Raw genomic sequence first — 21,087 nt, 5'->3', positions numbered from 1 at the left:
TTGGGGCATTGCTTTTTTATAGTGCGGTAACCAATCCGCCATCTACGACGAGGGATTGACCGGTTAAATAGGTATTTGCATCTGAAACCAGAAAAGTAATCACTCGGGCAAACTCTTCTGGCTCCCCGTAACGCCCAATAGGTATCGCTTTTCCACTCATATCCTTTAGCTCTTCAACGGGGATATTTTGTTTTTCTGCATGTATTTGGTCTAACTGAGCCACTCGTTCTGTTGCAATTCTACCCGGACCTACCGTGTTGATGAGAATGTGATCCTGGGCCAGTTCCCTTGATAAGCTCTTCGATAAGCCGACAATTCCTGTTCTGAAGGTGTTGGATAGAATCAGACCATCAATTGCCTGCTTCGTGGAGGAAGAAGCGATATTGACGATCCGTCCGCCCTTATTCTTTTTCATATGGGGAATAACCTCTCTGATGGTACGGATATAGCTGAGCAGGTTAAGCTCAAAGGCATACTGCCAGTCTTCATCATCAAATTGCTGGAAGCCCCCTGCAGGTGGGCCGCCTGTGTTGTTGACGAGAATGTCAACACCTCCAAGTTTATTTACCGCTGTTTCCACGAGTGCTTGAATGTCTTCTGCTTTTGTCATGTCACATGTTGTAAAATAGACTTCGTGATTCCCGGACAGTTCAATGATCTCTTTTGCGGTAGATCGAAGCTCTTCTTCATTTCGGCTGGAAATAAGCACATGAGCCCCTTCTTTTGCAAGCTCGAGTGCCGTTGCTTTTCCTAATCCTTTACTGGAAGCAGTGACAATCACTGCTTTATTTTTTAAACCAAAATCCATTAAAATCCACCTCGTTTAATTAGGAATATTGATCTCTTTACTCATCGGTTTACCCTTTCCTTGATAGTTCGAAAACAAAACTAGTACGAAAACGGTGAAGCCAATGATATCTGTCATCCAACCGGGGTAAATCAGGAGAAAAGCGGCTACAGCACTTATCAAGCGCATACTGACAGGGATTTTCTTTTTGAAATAACCCTCGATGGAAACGGATAACAGGAACACTCCGATAACTGATGTAACGGTGAGGACAAGAATACTCGTAACGGATGCATCCACCATCAGCATTTCATGGGAAAACACAAACATAAACGGTACGATAAACCCTGCAATGGCAAGTCTCATCGCCTGGAATCCGGTCTTAGTCGGATCACCGCCACTGATGCCTGCTCCGGCAAACGCTGCCAGTGCGACAGGCGGCGTGATATTTGCAAAGATTCCAAAGTAGAATACAAACATATGAGCAACAAACACGGCCGTTTCCGTCGACCCAGCCAATTCACGGAACAATGGCAGCTGTAAAAGGATCGGTGCTGCCATGGTACTCGTAATGATATAGGTTGGGATACTTGGTAAGCCCATTCCCAGTACGATGGAAGTGACCATTGTCAGCAGTAAAGTAATAACGAGCTGAAGGAGGGGACTGTCGATCATTTCACCAATACCGACAATACTGTTAGCGAGCTCCAGTGCAACTCCGGTCAGGGAGGCAACTCCTACGACGATACCAACAGCACCGCAGGCGACTGCAACCGGAATCGTCGTTTTCGCTCCTTCTTCCAGTGCTTGTACACAATCCTTTAACCCTATTTCCTCGGCTTCCAGATTTTTCGTTTTTCTAATGAGATTGATGACTAATGGAATCACCACAATCAACAGGAGTTCCCACCATCCGCTTTTGAGGGGGGGGATGCCTTCTCCTGAAAGGACGCCATTCACCTGTGGTTGGAAAATGAAAAATACTCCGAGCACGGTTGATAACGTCAGAACCTGCTTCGAACCGGAAATGATAATCGTTGCCAAAATCGACCAGAACGCAGCGTAGAACGGTGTTTTTCCTGAGAATAATAAGTACAGGAGAATCACCATCGGAATGATTAAATGTCCCCTTTCGGCCAGCACTGCTTTCACGGACGGCAACTCTGATTTCGGTACTCCGTGCAATCCACGTTTGGAGGCTCTAAAGTGCACCTGAAGCAGGATACCGATGTAGAATAGCAGCGCAGGAATGATACCTGCCATAATCACTTTGGTATAAGGAATATTCAGATTCTCTGCCATAATGAAGGCGGCTGCACCCATGATGGGAGGAAGGATCTGCCCACCGACACTTGCTGCTGATTCGACAGCACCTGCAAATTCTTTCTTATAGCCGATCTTTTTCATCAATGGAATGGTGAAAGCCCCGGTTGTCACGACATTGGCAACAGCCGAACCATTAATGGAACCGAGAAAGCCACTGGCAATCACGGCAACTTTAGCAGGTCCGCCTTTTGTGTGTCCTGCAACTGCCAGTGCCAGGTCATTAAATAATTTCCCCATGCCGGAGCGGCTAAGGAATGCTCCAAACAAGATAAAGAGAATGATATAGCTTGCCGACACACCGATCGCTGTACCAAGGATCCCTTCCGTAATGTATACAAGCTGGGATATCATTTTCTTTGTCACAGTCAATGTGATTTGAGAATTTAATTCTGGATAGATAGCCAGCTTTACATAGAGACCATAGATTAAAAATCCAAGGGCAAGAAGCGTCAAGCCCCAGCCGGTCACACGCCTTGTCAGTTCGAGAAGAAGAACAATGACGAGTATACCTACGATGAAATCGGTATCGTTGATTTGTCCCCCCATTTTAATGATGCGCTCCGCACTGAATAACATATAAATGCCAACGAATAAGGACAAGCCGCTTAAGATATAGTCATAAAATGGAACAGGGAGGCCTTTCTTTTTACTGATAAAAGGGTACAGGATAAATCCAATGGACATTAAGCCATATAAGTGGATGCTTCGCTGCTTTACATCGACTAACGCACCTGCATAAGACGTGTATAGATGGAAGAGTGCAATCCCGGCTGCCAATACTAAAATTAATAGACCAATCACTTTGGGAAACTGGCTTCTCGTATTTCCCTCCCGATCCAACTCTTCCACAGATGTGTTCTTTTGTTTTCTCATCATGAGTCACCTCGCTTAATCATTAACAATCATATAAATCAGTTCATACATAGGTACGGACCTCACCGATAATTGGTAGGACCGCTGAGAATCAAGTACTAGAGTTCGTTCATTTAATGAAATACGATGATTCGTATTCTTACCTGTCTGGAAGCGTAATGAGTCTCCAATCGGTTGATGGATATTCGTCATATACACCCAGCCATCCTTGATATATGTGTCCTCGCCTGCGTTATCCGGGACACCGGCACCAAACGTTTTGAAACGGGTGGAGGTCAAGGTGATGGTATTATCTTTAATGTGAAAAAATTCTTCCCAATCTTCTTTTTCAACAGAATGTGTCCAGCGGATGGAAACTTCCTTTTGATTAAAAACAGGCTCCACGAATATGTTTATATTTTGATAGGATAAGATGATCGTATTGAACGGAACAATGGCGAGAAGAATAAATAGGAGCAGGGCAGAGGCACCCAGAATTCTTTTTCTCATAGATAGAATGAAAAGGGCACCAGGATTGATGCCCTTTCTCTATTATTCCAGTAATCCTTTTTCTTCATAAAACTTCTTCGCTCCCGGGTGCAGGGGAGCAATGAGGCCCTTCGCCATTTCATCACGGTTGACTTCTTTAAGCGGTGCAACCGCAACTGCGTCTGTTCCTAGGTAGTCGTAATAACGTTTTGTTAAGTCGTACACTGTGTCTTCACTTACATCCTTCGATATAATCAGCATATTTTGAATCCCGACGGTTTCAACTTTCGAATCCAGGTTATATTTTGCCTCGTCTCCTGACTCAATCGTAAATGTTTTATAGAACGGATATTTCTCCATTAGCTTATCAGCAAGATCTCCTTTGATTTCAACAAATGATACATCATTTTGCTGCATAAGGTCTGTAATATTACTGTTCGGTACACCTGAAGTGAAGAATGCAGCATCAAGTGTGCCATTTTTCATTTCCTGAACAGAATCCGCGTACCCGGTGTGAGTGACTTTTTCAAGGTCATCATACGTTAGTCCGGCCGCTTCCAATACTTTCTTCGCACTTTGTTCCACGCCGGAACCTACCTGACCGACTCCCACTTTCCTACCCTTTAAATCTTCAATACTCTTGATTCCGCTATCAGACATAGCGACTACCTGCACAACGTTTTGGTACATGCCTGCAAGAGCCTGAACCTCTACTTTATTGCCTTCGAACTGTCCTTTTCCTTCTACGGCATCATAGGCAACATCGCTCATGACGATCGCCATTTGATTAAGACCATCTGTAATGTTCTGGATATTGGCAACAGAAGCTCCTGTCGATTCTACTGTTACATTCCCGATTGAATCACTTTCCTCGAAAATCGGTTTTAATGATCCGCCAATCGCATAATAAGCACCAGACGTTCCACCTGTACCAAATACGATTGATTGGCTGGAAGAATCATCGCCACTGCTTGAATCGCCGCCGCTTGCGCCATCACTTCCACATGCCGCCAATAGTAATGAAATGATGGCTACCATCGAAATCCATTTTAAATTTTTCATCGTTTCGTCCTCCTTTAACTTACCTATAAAATATGGTAACGCTTACAAATTAAAATTAGAATATTTAGAACTTAAAGGACGTTTTGGTCTTTTTGGTCTGGGAGTGCGATAGAAGAGAACGAAAAAAGAATGAGGGGTGTCCTCATTCTTTCTTACTGCCATTGATATCGATTGATCGGGCGTCCAATACCGCCGTACTCGATTATGATTTGAACCTGTCCTGATTTCTGTAAATAGTCTAAATATCTTCGGGCTGTTACACGGGCGATGCCGATTCCTTCAGCGGTTTCTTCTGCTGATAAGGGGCTTTTTTGGTCTTTTATAAATTGTATGATCTGCTGTAACGTTTGCTGGTTCAATCCCTTTGGCAATTCTTCCTTCACCGAGGGAGAATTAATGGGAGAGGGAACACCCTGAAGCTGATCTAATTCCTGCTGTCCCACCGATCCCTCTCCAGTCATTTGATGTTTAAACATTCGGTATTTCTCAAGAGCTTGTTTCAATCGTTCAAACTTAAAAGGCTTAATGATGTAATCGAATACTCCTAATCTCATCATCGCCTTGATGGTTTCTTTATCCTGTGCTGCAGATATGACAATCACATCCACGTCTGTATCCTGATTTCGGAAGGCTTGTAAGGTTTCAAGGCCATTTTGTTTTGGCATAAAGTTATCCAGCAGAACAAGGTCGGGCTGATAGGAAGAAACCTTTTCCGCACCTTCCTGTCCATTCCCCGCAATGGCACACACTGTAAAGCCGGGTACACGTTCTATGAACATTCGATTGACTTCCTGAACCATTGGATCGTCTTCAATAAGTAATACGTTAATCGGTTCCTTCATGATTGTTCCCTCCATTCATTGGTAAAGTGAGTTGGAATAACGTCCCTTCACCCGGGGTTGACTCCACTTTAATATGACCGCCTGCTTTCTCTATAATGCTATGAATCAAGTAGAGCCCAATGCCTGACCCATCACTCTCTTTGGTGGTGTATCCTTTTTGAAATAAGTGGGGAAGCTGTTCTTTCGTCATTCCTGCTCCATTATCTTCTATTTCAATATGAAAAGTGTCCGGGTCTTCTTTTAAATAGATATGAATGACCTTGGTATATTCTTCAGAATCTTTTAGGGCATAAAAGCTATTTTCAATCAGGTTACCTAAGATAATGACAAAATCATGTTCATCCAGAAGAGGGGGAATGGATGATAGGTAGCTATCGGGATCGATCTTTACTTCTATCCCCATTTCGTTTCCTCTCCTGATCTTGCCCAATAGTAATCCTGTCAAACTATCAATTTTGATTTTTCGCGTCAGGGAGGCGGTAAGATGCTCCTCTTCTTGAGAGGATTGAAAGATATAATCGAGAGCTTTCTCTCCTTCTTCTAATTGGATCAGGCCGGCAACGGTATGTAATTTATTCTGATGTTCGTGGTTTTGGACCCTTAATGCCTCAACGAATTCTTTCACTCCAGTCAGCTCTTCTGCCAGTTGAGTCATCTCCGTTCGATCCTGAAACACGGCGACGGCCCCGACAATGTCCCCGTTTACCAAGATGGGGACCCTGGAACTTAATACAATTTTGTTCTCTAATCTCATTTCTTCATGATAAATCGGTTCCTTCTTGTGTAACACGTCCGGTAATTTTGAAGAAGGAAGTACCTCTTGAATGTATTTTCCGGTTGGATCTCCATCTAACACCAATATGTCTTTGGCTTTCTCATTAAAGACGGTGATCCTATTTTGATTATCAATGGCAATGATGCCTTCATTCATGGCCTGAAAAGTAGCTGTTCTTTCCACCAGGAGTTTTCCAATTTCATGAGGTTCCAGCTGAAAGGTATCTTTCTTTATTTGTCTTGCTAATAACCATGAACCCATGATTCCGAACAGGAGAGTGATAGCACCTATAATGATAAGTTCATTTTGAAGATTCCTCATTATATCGAGTGTAGAGGGGAGCAGGATACCTACAATGACCACACCGATTTGTTGGTGCTGATCGTTCATGATCGGAACAAATCCCCTGACAGCCGTACCAATTTCCCCCTTTGCTGTCGTCACATAACTGTGCTCAGCAAAAGCAGGACCTTCATCCTTTCCGGCAGAGATGGTCCCAAGCTGCTCATCGGACGGGTGTGAGTAACGGATCCGGTTCATATTAAGGACGACGATGTAGTCAGATCCATTTACAGTCCTGATATTTTCTACAATGGGCTGGATTTCTTTCCACCCTCGGAGCTCTTCTAAATGGCTTTGTACAGTTGGAAGATTCGCTACTGTTCTAGCTGTAATAAGTGCCTGGTTTCCTAACTCTTCTTTCTTCATTTCAATCGCTTTTCCTACAAATATAATAAATCCAATGATGAGCGCAAACAGGACTACACCAAAGGATAATATCGTTATTTTCCAACGAATGGGCATTTGTTTTCGATTCATTCTGAATATTCCTTCCTCTTCATTCAAAGTTATTGTACCATTTTTAGTAGAACGGAGAGAGGGGAGGTCCAATTATGAGAACTTTTTTCTTTATAGGGTTGTTCATTTTAACAGGGATTGCTTCAGCCTATTTTGTTGGATTTCATTCTCAGACCGGCTTTACCTCGGAATATGATGACGATCAAGAAAAGCTGAAAGATGGCATTGTCATTAAAGTCAGTCATGTTGTTTCTGAAAATACACCGAAAGGAAAAGCAATCAGGCGTTTTAAAGCACTCGTCGAAAAGAATACCAAGGGAAAAGTGAAGGTTGAAATTTATCCTAACGGCTCGCTCTATTCGGATATCAGTGAATGGAATGCCCTTAAAAATAATAATGTTCAAATGATTATCCCTGCCACGTCTAAAGTCTCTACCTATGTTCCAGAGTATAGTGTGCTCGACTTACCCTTTGCGTTTAATAGTTATGACGATGTTCAACGGGCATTTGAAGGGAATATAGGAGATATATTACTTGAAAAGGTAGAAAAACAAGAAAACGTGAAAGGAATTACCTTTTGGTATAACGGATTTAAACAAATCACCAATAACCAGAGACCCTTGATTAGGCCGGGTGATTTCAATCGCCTCCACTTCCGTACAATGCCGGGTGAAGTGATAAAAGATCAATATCAAAGGATGGGGGCTGCCGTAAGTCACCTGCCTTTTAATAAAACCTACGAGAACTTAGAAGTAGGATTTATAGATGGACAGGAAAATACCATTTCGAATATTTACTCGAAGAAGCTTTATGACCATCAATCTTATCTTACAGTCAGCAATCATACTTACTTAGGCTATGTTGTATTAATGAACGAAGAATTTTGGGATGAGTTACCTGAAGAGTACCGTGTAGAAATTGAAGAAGCGATGAAGCAAACGACTGAGTGGATCCGTCGGCATTCTATTGAAATCAACGATGACCATATGCGTGAATTAAAGAGAGATACTGATTTGGATATCCACATTCTGTTGAATTCGGAAAAAGAAGAATGGATGAAGAAGCTTGATCCTTTGTATGAGGAATATGAAGATGAAATTGGGAAGGAATTAATGAGGGAGATTAGTGAAAGAAAGAGGCTGGGACAAAACTAAAAAACCACGATAAAAAGACGAAAAATAGAAGTGTAGGTTCATAAGACCGCTAATGATTTCCGTGCAAGACTACGCTTTCCGCGGGTAGCCCGTGAGCCTCCTCGGCAAGCCTGCGGGGTCTCACATAAGCTACTTTCCCGCAGGAGTCTTCGTCTTGCACTCCAATCAACCGCTGGAAACCGCTAGAATCAAATGATTCGAAAATAAATAATAAACCCGAACAAATCTGCACACTAAGAAGCAGGTTTGTTCGGGTTTGACTTAGGATAAAAAACTTTTGTCCCAGCCTCTTTTGTATTCAAAATCGAACTCTTTCAACATTTCATGGGTTTCTTCCAAATCGAATTCTTCGGGATCGTGATCACCAAACCGTTCTCTGAAGAACTGGGCTTCCTCGTCCATTTTTTCGGTATATGATAGAACCATTAAAACATGTTGAAGTGATGAATGCCTCCGCTGTCTTCTAAGGGGCAATTTCACTTTCCTTTTACACAAACGGGGAAGGTCAGTTTTGATCCTCTGTGATTTTCTCGAGAAGAATCTGATGTTGCCAATTATCGCCGAAATCATAGGTATAAGAGATCGTATCTATCTCACGTTCTAACAAATGTCATTCATCTGAGGTCTTTACTTTATTGATGAGAAGGTGCAGAAGGTCGGTTCGATTTAACATGGGTATCCTCCTTGGCTATGCAGTGTTACCATCATATATGAGGGAAGTAAATGGATGCATAAGACTTTTACCATAGGTATGTAACTTGAGGTAGTGTTCACAAAAGGGGAAAGAGTGGGAGTGAAAGTATCTGAGGTTATTGCTCCATCCCCACTCGTCGTTTTACTTTATGGAGATCTTTTTTATGATCCCAATTTTTTTTTACCGGAATCGTGATGTTATCCTGGGTGTCTTGTTGATTTTCTTCGAGGACGGTCATTCTGGATTCGAGCTTGTCCATGCGGTTTTCGAGCTTGTCCATGCGTGTTTCCAGCCCATCCATACGGGTTTCAATTCTATCCATACGCGTTTCCAGTCTCTCAAAACGGGTATTTACATTTGATTCAAAGCGAGTCAATTGCTCCTGCAACTCTCTAATGGCTTGTAAAATCTGATCCATGTTTTTGTCACCTCCTTGTCCCCATAGTATAACACAGAATCTGGGAATATTGCCTTCATAATCACTGGAAAAAATCTTCACGAACAGATACGGTTTTGCTTTTAAATATGGTAATATAAGAAAATGTAAAGAGAGAAATCACGAACCACATTACATAGAGTTAGGAGAATGAATATGAGTAAAACACTTATTTTCGGACACAAAAATCCAGATACAGATACGATTACGTCTGCCCTTGTATATGCTGATTTGAAGACAAAGATTGGGATGGACGTCGAACCTGTGCGTTTAGGTGACGTTAACGGTGAAACACAATATGCCCTTGATTACTTTAACGTTGAAGCACCCCGTCTGGTTGAGAAGGTTGCCGGTGAAACCGATGCAGTTATCCTTGTTGACCATAACGAGCGTCAGCAAAGCGCTGTAGACATCGAGGATGTACGCGTTCTTGAAGTCATTGACCACCACCGTATCGCAAACTTTGAAACGGCGGATCCTTTATACTACCGTGCAGAGCCTGTTGGATGTACGGCAACGATCTTAAACAAGATCTATAAGGAAAAAGGAGTAGAGGTAACCAAGGAAATGGCTGGATTAATGCTTTCAGCAATCATTTCGGACTCCCTTTTATTCAAATCGCCAACTTGCACGGACGAAGACGTTGCAGCAGCGAATGAATTGGCTGAAATCGCTGGTGTTGAAGCTCAAGTATACGGTCTGGAAATGCTTAAAGCTGGTGCGAACATGAGCACGAAATCAGTGGCTGAGCTTGTAACCCTTGATGCGAAAGAATTCTCTATGGGTAACGCGAAAGTTGAAGTAGCTCAAATCAACGTCGTCGATGTGAATGACGTATTCGGACGTCAGGCAGAAGTGGAAGCTGCGATGGAAACAATGATCAAAGAAAAAGGATTGGATCTTTTCTTACTTGTTGTGACTGACATTCTGGAAAACGACTCAACGGCATTGGCTCTTGGAAGTAAAGCTGCAGAAGTGGAAAAAGCATTTAATGTAACCCTTCAAAACAACACGGCGCTATTAAAAGGCGTTGTATCACGTAAAAAGCAAATCGTACCTGTGTTGACGGATGCGATGAAATAATAGGTTATCGGAAAAGAAGCAGTTTATGTGACTGCTTCTTTTTTGTTTTAAGATCTTCTACTGATCAATTTCCTTCAACATTCCCATATTGGTGGTATTACTTCTATCATTTCTTCAAAAAAATGAATGATTTCAGAAACACCTCGTCTGTGAATAAAGTAGGATATAATATTCGTTTTGTCATAATGTTTGATTTTTCTGAAAAATGCATATATAATCATGGATATACAATTAAAAATGGAAACACATTTCCGTATGATGGAAATCATACCGTAAATCAAAGAAGCTTTTGGAGTAAAAAGATTATAGAAATGAGGCTGTTGAACAAATCTAATAAATCGGAACTATTAAGATGATTTCAGAAAATCAACTAAGTCATTTCCTCTACCTATTTGCATGCTGCCAAGCTTTAGTGGATTACTTAACTCACCATCCTAAAACCCCATACTTATTTTATGATTCAACTCTCCCGCACTCGGATACCTTTTATCGATCTCTTGGATTTACATATATTGAGCAGTATGTACTTCTATATTAAATTAAAAAATAAATTCAGAATGTTCTGTTTATATAATAGACTGAATACATATTTTATAACCTACTTTCGGAAACTACTTTCCGCAGAACGGAAATTGAGGATCTGAAGAATAACATCATCTGAAAGGAGGGATTAAAATTAAACAAACCGTAAAAGGCAGCAAAACAGGTATTCGCGCAGTAGAAAGAGCTCTGGAGATTATTGAAACCTTTTCCATGAGAGAACCTCAACATACCCTGGTAGACCTATCCAATAAGACGGGTCTTCCGCTTACAACCGTTCATAGGAATGTTCAAACACTTCTTCATAAAGGCTACTTAGAACAAGATGAAACCACAGGAAAGCTCCGGCTGGGTATGCAATTTGTCCGTATCGGAGGGATCATTATTCAAGGGATCGATCTTGTACAGAAAGCAACTCCGCACTTGCAACGATTATCTAAATCAACAGAAATGAATGTGAATTTAAGTGTGTACGATCATGGGCAAGCGTTATGTTTAGTCAATATTGAATCATTTCATCATTTTGGCCATGAAATTAAAGTTGGACAGAAAATTCCCATTTATGCGGGAGCTTTATCAAAAGTGATTTTAGCTTATCTGCCTGAAGAAGAATTTAATAGTCTTTCAGACACATTTAAAACATTTACCCCCATCACGATTTCACAACGAAACGAACTGAAAGAGGATTTAGAATCCATTCGGGAACATGGATATGCAAAGTCTGAGGGTGAGCTTCAACTGGGAGCGGTTGCGTATGCAGCACCGATTTTTAATTACGAGGGAAAACTTGAAGCAGGCATTGCCATCACAGGACCTGAACATTTTTACAAGGAAGAGAGCAGGCCTTCATATGTGAAAGCATTACTCCAAACAGCAGAAGAAATATCAAACGATATGGGATTCAAGAAAATTTACTAGTTTCCAATGGAAGGAGCTCAGTATGGAGAAAATCAAACCGAAGAGGCTTGAAAAAGGAGATACGATTGGAATCATTGCTCCAGCAAGTCCCCATTACAATCGCAGTGATATCATCCGTGGGATAGAGACCCTTGAGGAATGGGGATATAAGGTAATTACAGGTGAGAATCTTCATAACAAGCATGAATATTTAGCAGGAACGGACAAGGAAAGAGCACATGATTTCAATGAAATGTTCCGAAACGAAGAGGTTGATGCCATTTTCGTGACACATGGTGGCTATGGTTCAGCAAGAATGCTGCGCTACATCGATTTTGATCTTGTGAGGAAGAACCCGAAAATTTTCATCGGTTACAGTGACATTACTTCCTTGCATTTGGCCATTCAAAAATATACAGGCCTTGTTACTTTTCATGGGCCTGGCATGGCGGGATTTAACCCGGAGGATTTAACGGAATATCGCAAGGATTATGTATTTAAAGCCCTAAGTCAACAGGAACCTATCGGGGAAATCCGTAAAGCGAATGAAAAAAAGTGGATTAATCGTATTCATAAAGGCGAGGTAGAAGGAGAACTGACAGGTGGGAACCTCACGTTAGTATGTGCGTCCTTAGGAACACCATATGAAATCGATACGAAAGGGAAAATTTTATTTTTAGAAGAAGTTTGGACAGAGCCATGGAATATCGATCATATGTTTACACATTTATATCATGCAGGAAAGCTTCAGGAAGCCGCAGGGATTGTCATTGGTGAGTGCACGGACTGCGGACCGAAGAAGCTTGATCCAGGCTTTCATGTCACCTTTAGTCTAGAGGATATTTTATATGACTTTATTGAGCCGTTAGGGATCCCGGCAATTCACGGACTGCCGATCGGACACACGAAGGATCTTGCTACACTTCCCATTGGAGTGAACGCTAAGCTTGATGCCACCAATAAGAAGTTGTATGTAACAGAATCAGGCACGAGGTAGAACAGACGAAAACTAATTAAACCTGGGAGGGGTATACGTTCATGAATAAAAAATTATTCAGTATCGGACTTATGTTTGTTTTATTATTCAGTAGTTTTATAATCCCCGCTTCAAAAACAAAAGCAGCCGATCCATTCACGTTGAATATAGGCTGGACATCAGAACCGGATAGTATAAGTCCATTTGTTGCTTACAATATCGCAGCTACCGAAATATTCAAGCTAATTTATGATCCGTTGGTTGCTTTTGACAATGATGTTAAGCCTGTTGGACGATTGGCCAAAGAATGGAGCGTTAGTGATGATCACTTAACGTGGACGTTCAACCTGCAAGAAGATGTAAAGTGGCATGATGGTGAACCATTCACAGCTGAAGATGTGAAATTTACATACGAAATCATGCAGGAAAGCGGATTGGGCTTATACGCAGGGTATTTAGACGGTATTACGTCCATTGAAACACCAGATGATCATACCGTCGTGATTAAGACGGATGAACCTAAGGCAAATATGCTGCAAAGCACGACGCCGATTATCCCTAAACATATTTGGGAGGATGTTTCCATGGAAGAGCTGGAAACGTGGCCAAATGAAGCTCCAGTCGGTACGGGGGCATTTAAATTTGTTGAATTTAAAAAGGGTGAATTTATTAAACTCGAGAAAAATGAAGACTATTTTTATAAAAAAGCAAACATCGATGAACTTGTCTTTATCCTTTATGCTAATACAGACACAATGGTCCAATCCCTAAAAATCGGAGAAATCGATTCCGCTATTAATATCGGGGCAAATCAAGTACCGCTATTAGAAAAAGAAGAGGATATCGACGTGATTTCCGCCACAACTCACGGGTTCACTGAGCTTGCAATTAATAGCTGGCCAGACCCGAAATCAAAAGGAAATCCATTGTTATTAAATAAAGATGTGAAACACGCAATAAGCTTTGCCATTGATAAGCAAAAGATTGTGGATGTAGCATATGCCGGTCAGGCAACACCTGGTACGACACTCATCCCACCAAGTTTAGAGTTCTGGCATTATAAGCCTTCCGAAGAAGAACTGAGAACGTATAACCCTGACAAAGCAAAAGAGATAATGGATTCTGCAGGCTTCATGGATGGAGATGGTGATGGAATTCGTGAAGACAGTGAAGGCAATCCATTGAACTTCCGATTAATGTTGCGTTCCAAAACGTCAGAAGAGGTTCGTGCAGGAGAAATGATTGGAAGCATGTTGGAGGAAGTGGGAATCGGCACGGAAATCGAAACCGTTGATGATGGATTATTAGGTGATCGAATTTATGATAACGCTGATTTTGACATGTTTATTTGGGGCTGGGGAACAGATGCAGATCCTACTACGATTCTTCGGGTCATGACTTCTGACCAAATTGGTAACCTGAGTGATTCATATTATGCGAATAAAGAATATGATCAATTGCTTCAAGAACAAGCGAAACTGATTGATGAGAAGGAAAGACAGAAAGTGGTATATGACATGCAAAAGATGTTATACGAGGATGCACCTTATATCATTCTTATGTATGAAAATGCCATCCAGGCTGTGAATACAGCAAAACTGGAAGGCTGGACAAAGGTTAGCGATGTATACTTCTTTTCATTTAACCATGAGAATTACTTGAATGTGAAACCGGTGAGTGCTTCCGCTACTGCACAGGGTAGTGAAAGCGATGTGGCAGGAACATCTGATTCATCATCTTCCGTGCTGCTATGGACAGGTCTCATTTTGGCGGTACTAGTAATCGGTGGGATTTTGATTGCCAAAAGAAAAAATAAAGGCGTTTCGATCGACGACGATATGTGATGAATAAGGGGGCAAAGTAACTTACTTTGCCCTCATTTTCAAAGGTGGAGGTGAATTGTGTGAATAAAAATTTTTTACTAAAAAAAATCTTTCAATCTATTATTACGATTTTTCTCGTTCTTATTCTAAATTTCTTTCTATTCCGGGTCATGCCTGGAAATCCGCTTTCCATGATTGTGAGAAATCCGAATGCATCACCTGAGGCTATTGAGAAAATAAAGCATTTGATGGGAATGGATCAGCCCATATACGTTCAATTATGGCTCTATTTTAAGCAGTTGTTTCAAGGGGATTTAGGCTTATCCTTTATGTTTAAGCAGCCCGTGATTCATGTTATCGGAGAACGATTATTCCCGACTCTCTTGCTGGTAGGGGTTTCAACAATCGCAGCCATTATCGCCGGAGTATTTTTAGGCATTATTGCAGCTGCCAGACAAGGGAAGAAAATCGATGTAACCTCATTGGCATTTTCCCTCATTACATATTCCATGCCGACCTTCTGGCTGGGGATCATGCTGGTGATCTTCTTTAGTGTGACCCTGAATCTTTTCCCGACAAGCGGGATGGTGACAGCAGGGATGGTTTTTGATAACTCGTTTGAAAAAGCCGTTGATGTCTTGATGCATTTGTTCCTGCCCGCCTTAACCTTAAGTCTTGTATTAATAGGACAGTTCGTATTAATCATGCGCAATTCATTAATTGAAGTGCTGACAGAGGATTATATTACAACGGCAAAGGCGAAAGGATTTTCCGAAAAGTTAATCATGAAAAGACATGCATTACCGAATGCCATGCTGCCAATGGTCACGATTATCGCGATTAATATAGGCTTTATGATTGCAGGCGCGATTCAAATTGAAACGGTGTTTTCATGGCCGGGACTAGGAAGATTAATGTATGAAGCATTGAATAACAGGGATTATCCATTATTACAAGGGATTTTTCTCATTGTAAGTGTATGTGTGGTTCTGGCCAATCTCATTGCAGACATCATTTACGGATATCTTGATCCAAGAATAAATAATAAAGCCTAGGGTGAAATCATATGAAAAACTCAATTGCTACAAACAACTCAACTGTCAAAAGCAAATGGAGAAGATTTTTAGATACCTTTGTTTCGAACAAGATGGGACTTTCCGGGGCTCTCATTCTTGGGTTTTTTGTCATCATTGCCATATTTGGTCCCCTCCTTACTCAATATGACCCAAGGGAATATGGAGTTGCAGAAGTGTTAAGCCCACCCTCGTTGCAGCATTTATTAGGGACGGATGATTTGGGAAGAGATGTGCTGGGAGGAGTTCTATTAGGTGCCAGGATATCGATTACAGTCGGATTTTTGGCAACATTGATTTCGATGATCATTGGTACTGTCGTCGGAATTGCCTCCGGATACTATGGAGGGAAAGCCGACACGTTGTTAATGAGGTTTACCGATGTATTTCTCGTGCTTCCTTGGTTACCTCTGGCTCTTGTTCTGACAGCCATTTTAGGGGCGAGTATATGGAATATCATTTTTGTCATCGGTTTAACAAGTTGGCCTGGAACAGCGCGGATCGTACGTTCCCAAACCCTTTCTGTTAAAGAGAGGCAATTCATAGAACGCGCTCGTGCGATTGGTGCAGATCATCTGTACATAATGAGAAAGCATATTCTGCCTAATGTATTTCCCCTTATCTTTGCGAATACGATTCTTGTTTCTGCTGTAGCGATCCTCTCGGAAACGACATTAAGCTTCCTCGGAATGGGAGATACAACGGAACCGAGCTGGGGAATGATGCTGCATTATGCATTTGAATCAGGAGCAGCGAGCCTTGGCGCTTACTGGTATTTAATATCCCCCGGAATATGTGTGGTACTGGTCGTTCTGGGCTTCACATTTATTGGGTATGCCTTTGATGAAATCTTAAACCCAAGATTAAAAAGGAGATAAACCATGAGTCTTTTAGAGATAAAAAACTTAAAAACGTATTTTGAAACAAAAGATGGCGTCGTAAGAGCAGTAGATGATGTGAGCTTTACATTAGAGGAAGGCGAAGCGATCGGTTTGGTCGGAGAATCCGGTTGTGGAAAGACGACCACCGCTTTATCGATTATCAATCTCCTGCCCAAAGAAGGCAAAGTAGTGGGAGGAGAAATTAATTATAACGGCAAGAATTTAGCTGAATTGGATCAAAACAAGATTAGAAGGTATCGATGGAATGATATTTCGATTGCTTTTCAAGGGGCTATGAATGCATTAAACCCTGTAAAAAAAATTGGCGAACAAATTACAGAAGTGATGATGTATCATAACCAATTAACTTACAAGGCTGCTAGAAAAAAAGCGAAAGAACTTCTTGAATTAGTAGAAATTGATAGTGTGAGAATCGATCAATATCCTCATGAATTCAGCGGGGGAATGAAACAGAGGGTGATGATCGCCATGGCATTGGCATGCGATCCAAAAGTGCTGATTGGAGATGAACCCACTACGGCTCTGGATGTCATGGTACAGGCGCAAATTTTAGAGCTGCTGGAAAAGCTCCGTAGGGAACTCGGGATGTCTGTCATTTTAATCACACATGATTTGTCTGTTATGGCGGAAACATGCGATAAAGCAATCGTCATGTATGCGGGGAAAGTCGTGGAAACGGGAAGTGTGGAAAACATCATCAATAACAGTTCTCATCCCTATACTCAAAAACTAGTGAAATCATTCCCTGATATATATGGAGAAAAAGAAATGACTGAGTCAATCCCAGGGACTCCGCCAGACTTAATTACACCCCCTTCAGGCTGCTATTTCCATCCTAGATGTGAGCATGCAACGAAGGAATGTGAGGTATCCGCCCCACCACTGAAGAAAATGGCTGAAGATCATTATGTTGCTTGTCACTTAAGGGGGTAAACGATGTGGACAGTTTATTGAAGACAAAAGATTTACGGGTGAATTTTACGATTCAAAACGGATTTCTGAATGAGTTATTATCGAAAGAAAAGAAGCAGGTGAAAGCAGTTGATGGGCTGGATTTTGAAATAAGAAAAGGTGAAATTGTTTCTCTTGTCGGGGAAAGCGGAAGCGGGAAAACAACGACCGGAAAAGCCGTTTTGCAGTTGCTTGATAACGTTGAAGGGGAAGTGACCTATAATGGCCAACGACTGAATCAAAAGGATAAAAAACAAATAAAATCCTTCCGTCAAAAAGCGCAAATGATTTTTCAGGATCCATATGATTCATTAAACTCGAAATTCAAAATCATCGACATAGTAGCAGAACCATTGGAAATTAACGGGAAGATTCGAAATGAAGAGCATAAAAAGGAAAAGGTCAAAGAGGCTTTGGAATGGGCGGGGTTGAAACCGGCGGAAACGTTCTTCTACCGTTATCCCCATGAATTAAGCGGGGGGCAGAGACAACGGGTTGTGATTGCCTCAGCACTTATATTAAATCCTGAATTTATTGTAGCCGACGAACCTGTTTCGATGCTTGATGTCTCTGTTCGAGCCGATATTCTCCGATTAATGGTAGATTTACGAGATAAGAAAGGAATTTCTTACTTGTTTATCACTCATGATATTTCATTAGCGTGGTTAATTTCTAATCGAATTGCCATTATGTACTTAGGGAAAATTGTCGAAATCGGCGAAGCGGATAAGGTGATTTCTACGAGCCTGCATCCTTATACGAAAGCACTTATTAATGTCATGCCCAAACCGAAAATCTCCAAACAGAAACAAAAACGAATGATCCTAAAGGGTGAAACTCCAAACCCAAGTAACATCCCCACAGGATGCAGATTCCATACAAGATGCCCTTTTGCTGAGGAGAAGTGTAAGGTAGAAGAGCCTGAATTGACCCAATACAGTGATGGGCATTTCGCCGCCTGTCATTTCGCAGAAAAGCTGATGGAAGGAGCGGAATAAACAATGGAAAAAGAACAAATCAGTTCAATTATTGATCGAGAAAAAGAAGATCTAGTGGAATTAAGTAGATATATTCAGCAGAACCCGGAGTTAGGGGGAGAAGAATACAAATCCTCTAAGGCTTTATGTGACTATTTAGAGAGTCAAGGCTTTACAGTTCAAAGAGGGGTTGGAGAGTATGATACAGCCTTCATCGCAAATTACAAAAAAGGTGAAGGAGGTATTCATGTCGCCTTTTGTTCTGAATATGATGCCTTGCCCGATATTGGTCATGCCTGCGGCCACCATTTGATCGGGGTAGCAAGTGTCGCTGCCGGTCTTGCCCTTGCTAAACTAGAAACTGATGAACAATATGAGGTATCCGTTGTCGGTACACCTGATGAAGAAAACGTCGGCGGTAAGATTGACCTCTTATATGAAGGTGTTTTTGAGAACGTTGATATTGCCATGATGTTTCACCCTGGGTACTCCACGATCATTGATGTGAAATCCCTCGCCTTCCATAGCTACGAGTTTGTCTTTCACGGAAAGAATGCCCACGCAGCTTCTGAACCTTGGCAGGGAAAGAATGCCCTTGATGGCGTTATTCAAACCTTTAATGGAGTCAATGCCTTGAGGCAACATGTAAAACCCGATGTGCGCATACACGGGATCATCAAAGAGGGCGGGAAGGTAACCAACATCATCCCCCATAGAGCGGTGGCGGAGTTTTGTATTCGATCCATCGATAATGTGTATTTAGAAGAAGTGGTCGAACAGGTCATCAACTGTGCCAAAGGGGCAGCCCTTATGACTGGGACGGAACTGGAAGTGAAAGAAATCGGGCATCCGTATGCTGCCATGGTCAGTAATCAAACCTTGGTAGAACTGTATGAAGAGGCTCTTGATGAATACAACTATGTGGATATTTCAAGATATGATGAAGGGATGGGCTCGATTGATATGGGGAATGTCAGCCGCGCAGTACCATCGATTCATCCTGTTTTATCCTTAACGGATCAGCTTGTCCCTGGACATACGAAGGAATTTGCTGATATGTGTAACACTCCTGCTGCATATGAAACGATGCTGCTGGCGGGGAAAACCATGGCTCATACATGCCTGAACGTAATAAAAAATAAAGAAATACAAGAAAAAATCAAAGAGGAATTTAAACGATCCTTTTTATCGCACGTATAAATTCAATAAAGAAAGAAGGGGTACATAGACATGGAGAAAAAATATCTTTTTGGAGAAATGACTTGGCCTGAAGTGAAAGATGCCGTCAAGGAAGAACGAATCGCTGTTGTTCCTGTTGCAATGATTGAAGAGCATGGCCATCACTTACCCATTGATACTGATTTAGTACTGGCGAACGAAATTTGTAATAGGGCAGGTAAGGCTTCGCCAGACAATATGGTCATCGTTCCGGCAATAAACCATGGGTATGCCCCTCATCAGATGGATTTCCCCGGAGTCATCTCCATCAGCAGTGAAACTTTTATTAATTATGTAGTGGATGTTTGCAACAGTTTAGCCCATCAGGGATTTAAGAAGATTATATTAATGAATGGACATGGAAGCAATGTTTCATTATTAAAAGTAGCGGCAAGACAAACCATTTTAAAATACCCGGATGTTCAGTGTACCTCTATTTCACATTGGGATTTCCAACAAGTAGTGGACTTAACGGAGGAAATAAGGGATTCAGAAAGTCCTGGGGGGATCAATCATGCCTGTGAGCTTGAAACCTCTATGTATCTGGCTATCAAAGAAGATCTGGTTCAAATGGACAAAGCCGTTAGAGATATAGACAAATACCAAATGTCTAAGTATTTCTGGCTGGATTTAGTCGGGAAAGGCGAAGGACGACCGGTCGTGATGGTGCCATATTGGAGCTCCATTTCTGAGACGGGGACATTGGGTGATCCCACACAAGCTACCAGAGAAAAAGGGGAAAAGCTGCTTAATGCCGCTGTGGAGGGATTAGTCGAGTTCGTTCAAATCTTTAAAGGACGTGAACCGAATCATCCGCGGGTGAATCACCACCTCAGCTGATAGAAATCATTTACTTCCTATCAATGTTAGGGTAAACAACATTGATAGGAAGTTTTCTGTTTATAATAGGATGATAGATAAATAGTGAAGGAGAGAACACATGAACTTTAAAAAAATCCACCATATCGCCATTATCTGCTCAGATTATGATCAATCAAAAGACTTTTACGTCAACAAGCTTGGTTTTGAAATAAAACAGGAAATTTTTCGAGAAGAAAGAGACTCTTTTAAATTGGACTTAGCGTTAAATGGTGAATATTTGATCGAGCTGTTTTCTTTTCCTGCTGCTCCAGCACGTCCAAGTTATCCGGAAGCACGAGGGTTACGTCATTTAGCATTTGAAGTAGAGGATATTGAGGAGACTGTAAGACTCCTTAAAAAAGAAGGCATTGTAACTGAGGAAATAAGAATAGATTCTTATACTCATAAACGCTTCACTTTTTTTGAGGACCCGGATGGACTGCCATTGGAGATATATGAGGATTAATTGGGCACGTCCATAAAAAAAGAGCACTTCCCATAAAGAGAAGTGCTGTCCAAAGGTATTGTAATTTGTCGTTAGATATATTAAAACATAGATTTTAAATGTATG

The 21,087-nt window shown here is 41.5% G+C and carries 20 protein-coding genes; 12 read left to right on the top strand and 8 right to left on the bottom strand.

Annotation, left to right across the window (positions count from 1 at the left end; translation table 11 throughout):
- Positions 1 to 16: 16 nt before the first annotated feature.
- The 6 genes from ACYH0O_RS22330 to ACYH0O_RS22305 all read right to left on the bottom strand — a co-directional run bounded on the left by ACYH0O_RS22330 (position 17) and on the right by ACYH0O_RS22305 (position 6,952).
- A complete protein-coding gene (locus tag ACYH0O_RS22330; RefSeq protein WP_482630392.1) occupies positions 17 to 808 on the bottom strand; it encodes an SDR family oxidoreductase in 792 nt (263 codons plus the stop codon).
- Between the two features lie 15 nt (positions 809 to 823).
- Positions 824 to 2,986, bottom strand: coding sequence for a TRAP transporter permease (locus tag ACYH0O_RS22325; RefSeq protein ID WP_482632642.1), 2,163 nt, complete (start codon positions 2,984 to 2,986; stop codon positions 824 to 826).
- A 15-nt stretch (positions 2,987 to 3,001) separates the two neighbouring features.
- On the bottom strand, positions 3,002 to 3,475 hold the full coding sequence (locus ACYH0O_RS22320) for a DUF1850 domain-containing protein (RefSeq protein WP_482630391.1): 474 nt from the start codon (positions 3,473 to 3,475) through the stop codon (positions 3,002 to 3,004).
- Positions 3,476 to 3,517: 42 nt separating this feature from the next.
- Positions 3,518 to 4,516, bottom strand: coding sequence for a TAXI family TRAP transporter solute-binding subunit (locus tag ACYH0O_RS22315; RefSeq protein WP_482630390.1), 999 nt, complete (start codon positions 4,514 to 4,516; stop codon positions 3,518 to 3,520).
- Between the two features lie 152 nt (positions 4,517 to 4,668).
- The gene (locus ACYH0O_RS22310) at positions 4,669 to 5,358 is read right to left on the bottom strand and encodes a response regulator (RefSeq protein WP_482630389.1); all 690 of its coding nucleotides are present in this window, start codon (positions 5,356 to 5,358) and stop codon (positions 4,669 to 4,671) included.
- On the bottom strand, positions 5,342 to 6,952 hold the full coding sequence (locus tag ACYH0O_RS22305; RefSeq protein ID WP_482630388.1) for an ATP-binding protein: 1,611 nt from the start codon (positions 6,950 to 6,952) through the stop codon (positions 5,342 to 5,344). Before ACYH0O_RS22305 ends, ACYH0O_RS22310 begins: the two co-directional genes overlap by 17 nt.
- Before the next feature lie 74 nt (positions 6,953 to 7,026).
- Here ACYH0O_RS22305 and ACYH0O_RS22300 point away from each other — a divergent pair, with 74 nt between their 5' ends.
- The gene (locus tag ACYH0O_RS22300; protein WP_482630387.1) at positions 7,027 to 8,085 is read left to right on the top strand and encodes a DctP family TRAP transporter solute-binding subunit; all 1,059 of its coding nucleotides are present in this window, start codon (positions 7,027 to 7,029) and stop codon (positions 8,083 to 8,085) included.
- 505 nt (positions 8,086 to 8,590) lie between these two features.
- Here the strand turns inward: ACYH0O_RS22300 and ACYH0O_RS22295 are convergent.
- Complete coding sequence (locus tag ACYH0O_RS22295) at positions 8,591 to 8,692, bottom strand: IS1096 element passenger TnpR family protein (RefSeq protein WP_482630386.1); 102 nt, start codon at positions 8,690 to 8,692, stop codon at positions 8,591 to 8,593.
- 202 nt (positions 8,693 to 8,894) lie between these two features.
- Positions 8,895 to 9,197, bottom strand: a complete 303-nt coding sequence (locus ACYH0O_RS22290; protein ID WP_482630385.1) for a hypothetical protein — start codon at positions 9,195 to 9,197, stop codon at positions 8,895 to 8,897.
- 174 nt (positions 9,198 to 9,371) lie between these two features.
- Here ACYH0O_RS22290 and ACYH0O_RS22285 point away from each other — a divergent pair, with 174 nt between their 5' ends.
- The 11 genes from ACYH0O_RS22285 to gloA2 all read left to right on the top strand — a co-directional run bounded on the left by ACYH0O_RS22285 (position 9,372) and on the right by gloA2 (position 20,982).
- Entirely contained in the window at positions 9,372 to 10,298 is a 927-nt protein-coding gene (locus ACYH0O_RS22285; RefSeq protein ID WP_426892250.1) for a manganese-dependent inorganic pyrophosphatase, read from the top strand.
- Positions 10,299 to 10,955: 657 nt separating this feature from the next.
- Entirely contained in the window at positions 10,956 to 11,756 is an 801-nt protein-coding gene (locus ACYH0O_RS22280) for an IclR family transcriptional regulator (RefSeq protein ID WP_482632641.1), read from the top strand.
- Between the two features lie 22 nt (positions 11,757 to 11,778).
- The gene (locus tag ACYH0O_RS22275) at positions 11,779 to 12,732 is read left to right on the top strand and encodes a S66 peptidase family protein (RefSeq protein WP_482630384.1); all 954 of its coding nucleotides are present in this window, start codon (positions 11,779 to 11,781) and stop codon (positions 12,730 to 12,732) included.
- A 41-nt stretch (positions 12,733 to 12,773) separates the two neighbouring features.
- Positions 12,774 to 14,555: an ABC transporter substrate-binding protein gene (locus tag ACYH0O_RS22270; protein WP_482630383.1), complete on the top strand. Its 1,782-nt coding sequence runs from the start codon at positions 12,774 to 12,776 to the stop codon at positions 14,553 to 14,555.
- 59 nt (positions 14,556 to 14,614) lie between these two features.
- Positions 14,615 to 15,589 carry an ABC transporter permease gene (locus ACYH0O_RS22265; RefSeq protein ID WP_482630382.1) on the top strand — a complete coding sequence of 325 codons (975 nt, stop codon included), beginning with the start codon at positions 14,615 to 14,617 and terminating at the stop codon, positions 15,587 to 15,589.
- A gap of 11 nt (positions 15,590 to 15,600) precedes the next feature.
- Positions 15,601 to 16,485, top strand: a complete 885-nt coding sequence (locus ACYH0O_RS22260; RefSeq protein WP_482630381.1) for an ABC transporter permease — start codon at positions 15,601 to 15,603, stop codon at positions 16,483 to 16,485.
- 3 nt (positions 16,486 to 16,488) lie between these two features.
- The gene (locus ACYH0O_RS22255) at positions 16,489 to 17,442 is read left to right on the top strand and encodes an ABC transporter ATP-binding protein (protein WP_482630380.1); all 954 of its coding nucleotides are present in this window, start codon (positions 16,489 to 16,491) and stop codon (positions 17,440 to 17,442) included.
- Positions 17,443 to 17,447: 5 nt separating this feature from the next.
- Positions 17,448 to 18,458: an ABC transporter ATP-binding protein gene (locus tag ACYH0O_RS22250; RefSeq protein ID WP_482630379.1), complete on the top strand. Its 1,011-nt coding sequence runs from the start codon at positions 17,448 to 17,450 to the stop codon at positions 18,456 to 18,458.
- Between the two features lie 3 nt (positions 18,459 to 18,461).
- Positions 18,462 to 19,637, top strand: coding sequence for a M20 family metallopeptidase (locus tag ACYH0O_RS22245; protein ID WP_482630378.1), 1,176 nt, complete (start codon positions 18,462 to 18,464; stop codon positions 19,635 to 19,637).
- A 30-nt stretch (positions 19,638 to 19,667) separates the two neighbouring features.
- The gene (locus ACYH0O_RS22240; protein WP_482630377.1) at positions 19,668 to 20,495 is read left to right on the top strand and encodes a creatininase family protein; all 828 of its coding nucleotides are present in this window, start codon (positions 19,668 to 19,670) and stop codon (positions 20,493 to 20,495) included.
- A gap of 100 nt (positions 20,496 to 20,595) precedes the next feature.
- A complete protein-coding gene (gene gloA2 / locus ACYH0O_RS22235) occupies positions 20,596 to 20,982 on the top strand; it encodes an SMU1112c/YaeR family gloxylase I-like metalloprotein (RefSeq protein WP_482630376.1) in 387 nt (128 codons plus the stop codon).
- The last annotated feature ends 105 nt before the right edge of the window (positions 20,983 to 21,087 follow it).

The organism is Rossellomorea sp. H136 (assembly GCF_056838065.1).
The sequence above is the reverse complement of the archived record's forward strand: the minus strand, read 5'-3'. Positions and strand labels throughout refer to the sequence as shown.

Coding starts and splice junctions, on each gene's coding strand:
- ACYH0O_RS22330 (WP_482630392.1), bottom strand. CDS start 808: ATGGATTTTGGTTTAAAAAATAAAGCAGTGATTGTCACTGCTTCCAGT.
- ACYH0O_RS22325 (WP_482632642.1), bottom strand. CDS start 2,986: ATGAGAAAACAAAAGAACACATCTGTGGAAGAGTTGGATCGGGAGGGA.
- ACYH0O_RS22320 (WP_482630391.1), bottom strand. CDS start 3,475: ATGAGAAAAAGAATTCTGGGTGCCTCTGCCCTGCTCCTATTTATTCTT.
- ACYH0O_RS22315 (WP_482630390.1), bottom strand. CDS start 4,516: ATGAAAAATTTAAAATGGATTTCGATGGTAGCCATCATTTCATTACTA.
- ACYH0O_RS22310 (WP_482630389.1), bottom strand. CDS start 5,358: ATGAAGGAACCGATTAACGTATTACTTATTGAAGACGATCCAATGGTT.
- ACYH0O_RS22305 (WP_482630388.1), bottom strand. CDS start 6,952: ATGAATCGAAAACAAATGCCCATTCGTTGGAAAATAACGATATTATCC.
- ACYH0O_RS22300 (WP_482630387.1), top strand. CDS start 7,027: ATGAGAACTTTTTTCTTTATAGGGTTGTTCATTTTAACAGGGATTGCT.
- ACYH0O_RS22290 (WP_482630385.1), bottom strand. CDS start 9,197: ATGGATCAGATTTTACAAGCCATTAGAGAGTTGCAGGAGCAATTGACT.
- ACYH0O_RS22285 (WP_426892250.1), top strand. CDS start 9,372: ATGAGTAAAACACTTATTTTCGGACACAAAAATCCAGATACAGATACG.
- ACYH0O_RS22275 (WP_482630384.1), top strand. CDS start 11,779: ATGGAGAAAATCAAACCGAAGAGGCTTGAAAAAGGAGATACGATTGGA.
- ACYH0O_RS22270 (WP_482630383.1), top strand. CDS start 12,774: ATGAATAAAAAATTATTCAGTATCGGACTTATGTTTGTTTTATTATTC.
- ACYH0O_RS22260 (WP_482630381.1), top strand. CDS start 15,601: ATGAAAAACTCAATTGCTACAAACAACTCAACTGTCAAAAGCAAATGG.
- ACYH0O_RS22255 (WP_482630380.1), top strand. CDS start 16,489: ATGAGTCTTTTAGAGATAAAAAACTTAAAAACGTATTTTGAAACAAAA.
- ACYH0O_RS22245 (WP_482630378.1), top strand. CDS start 18,462: ATGGAAAAAGAACAAATCAGTTCAATTATTGATCGAGAAAAAGAAGAT.
- ACYH0O_RS22240 (WP_482630377.1), top strand. CDS start 19,668: ATGGAGAAAAAATATCTTTTTGGAGAAATGACTTGGCCTGAAGTGAAA.
- gloA2 (WP_482630376.1), top strand. CDS start 20,596: ATGAACTTTAAAAAAATCCACCATATCGCCATTATCTGCTCAGATTAT.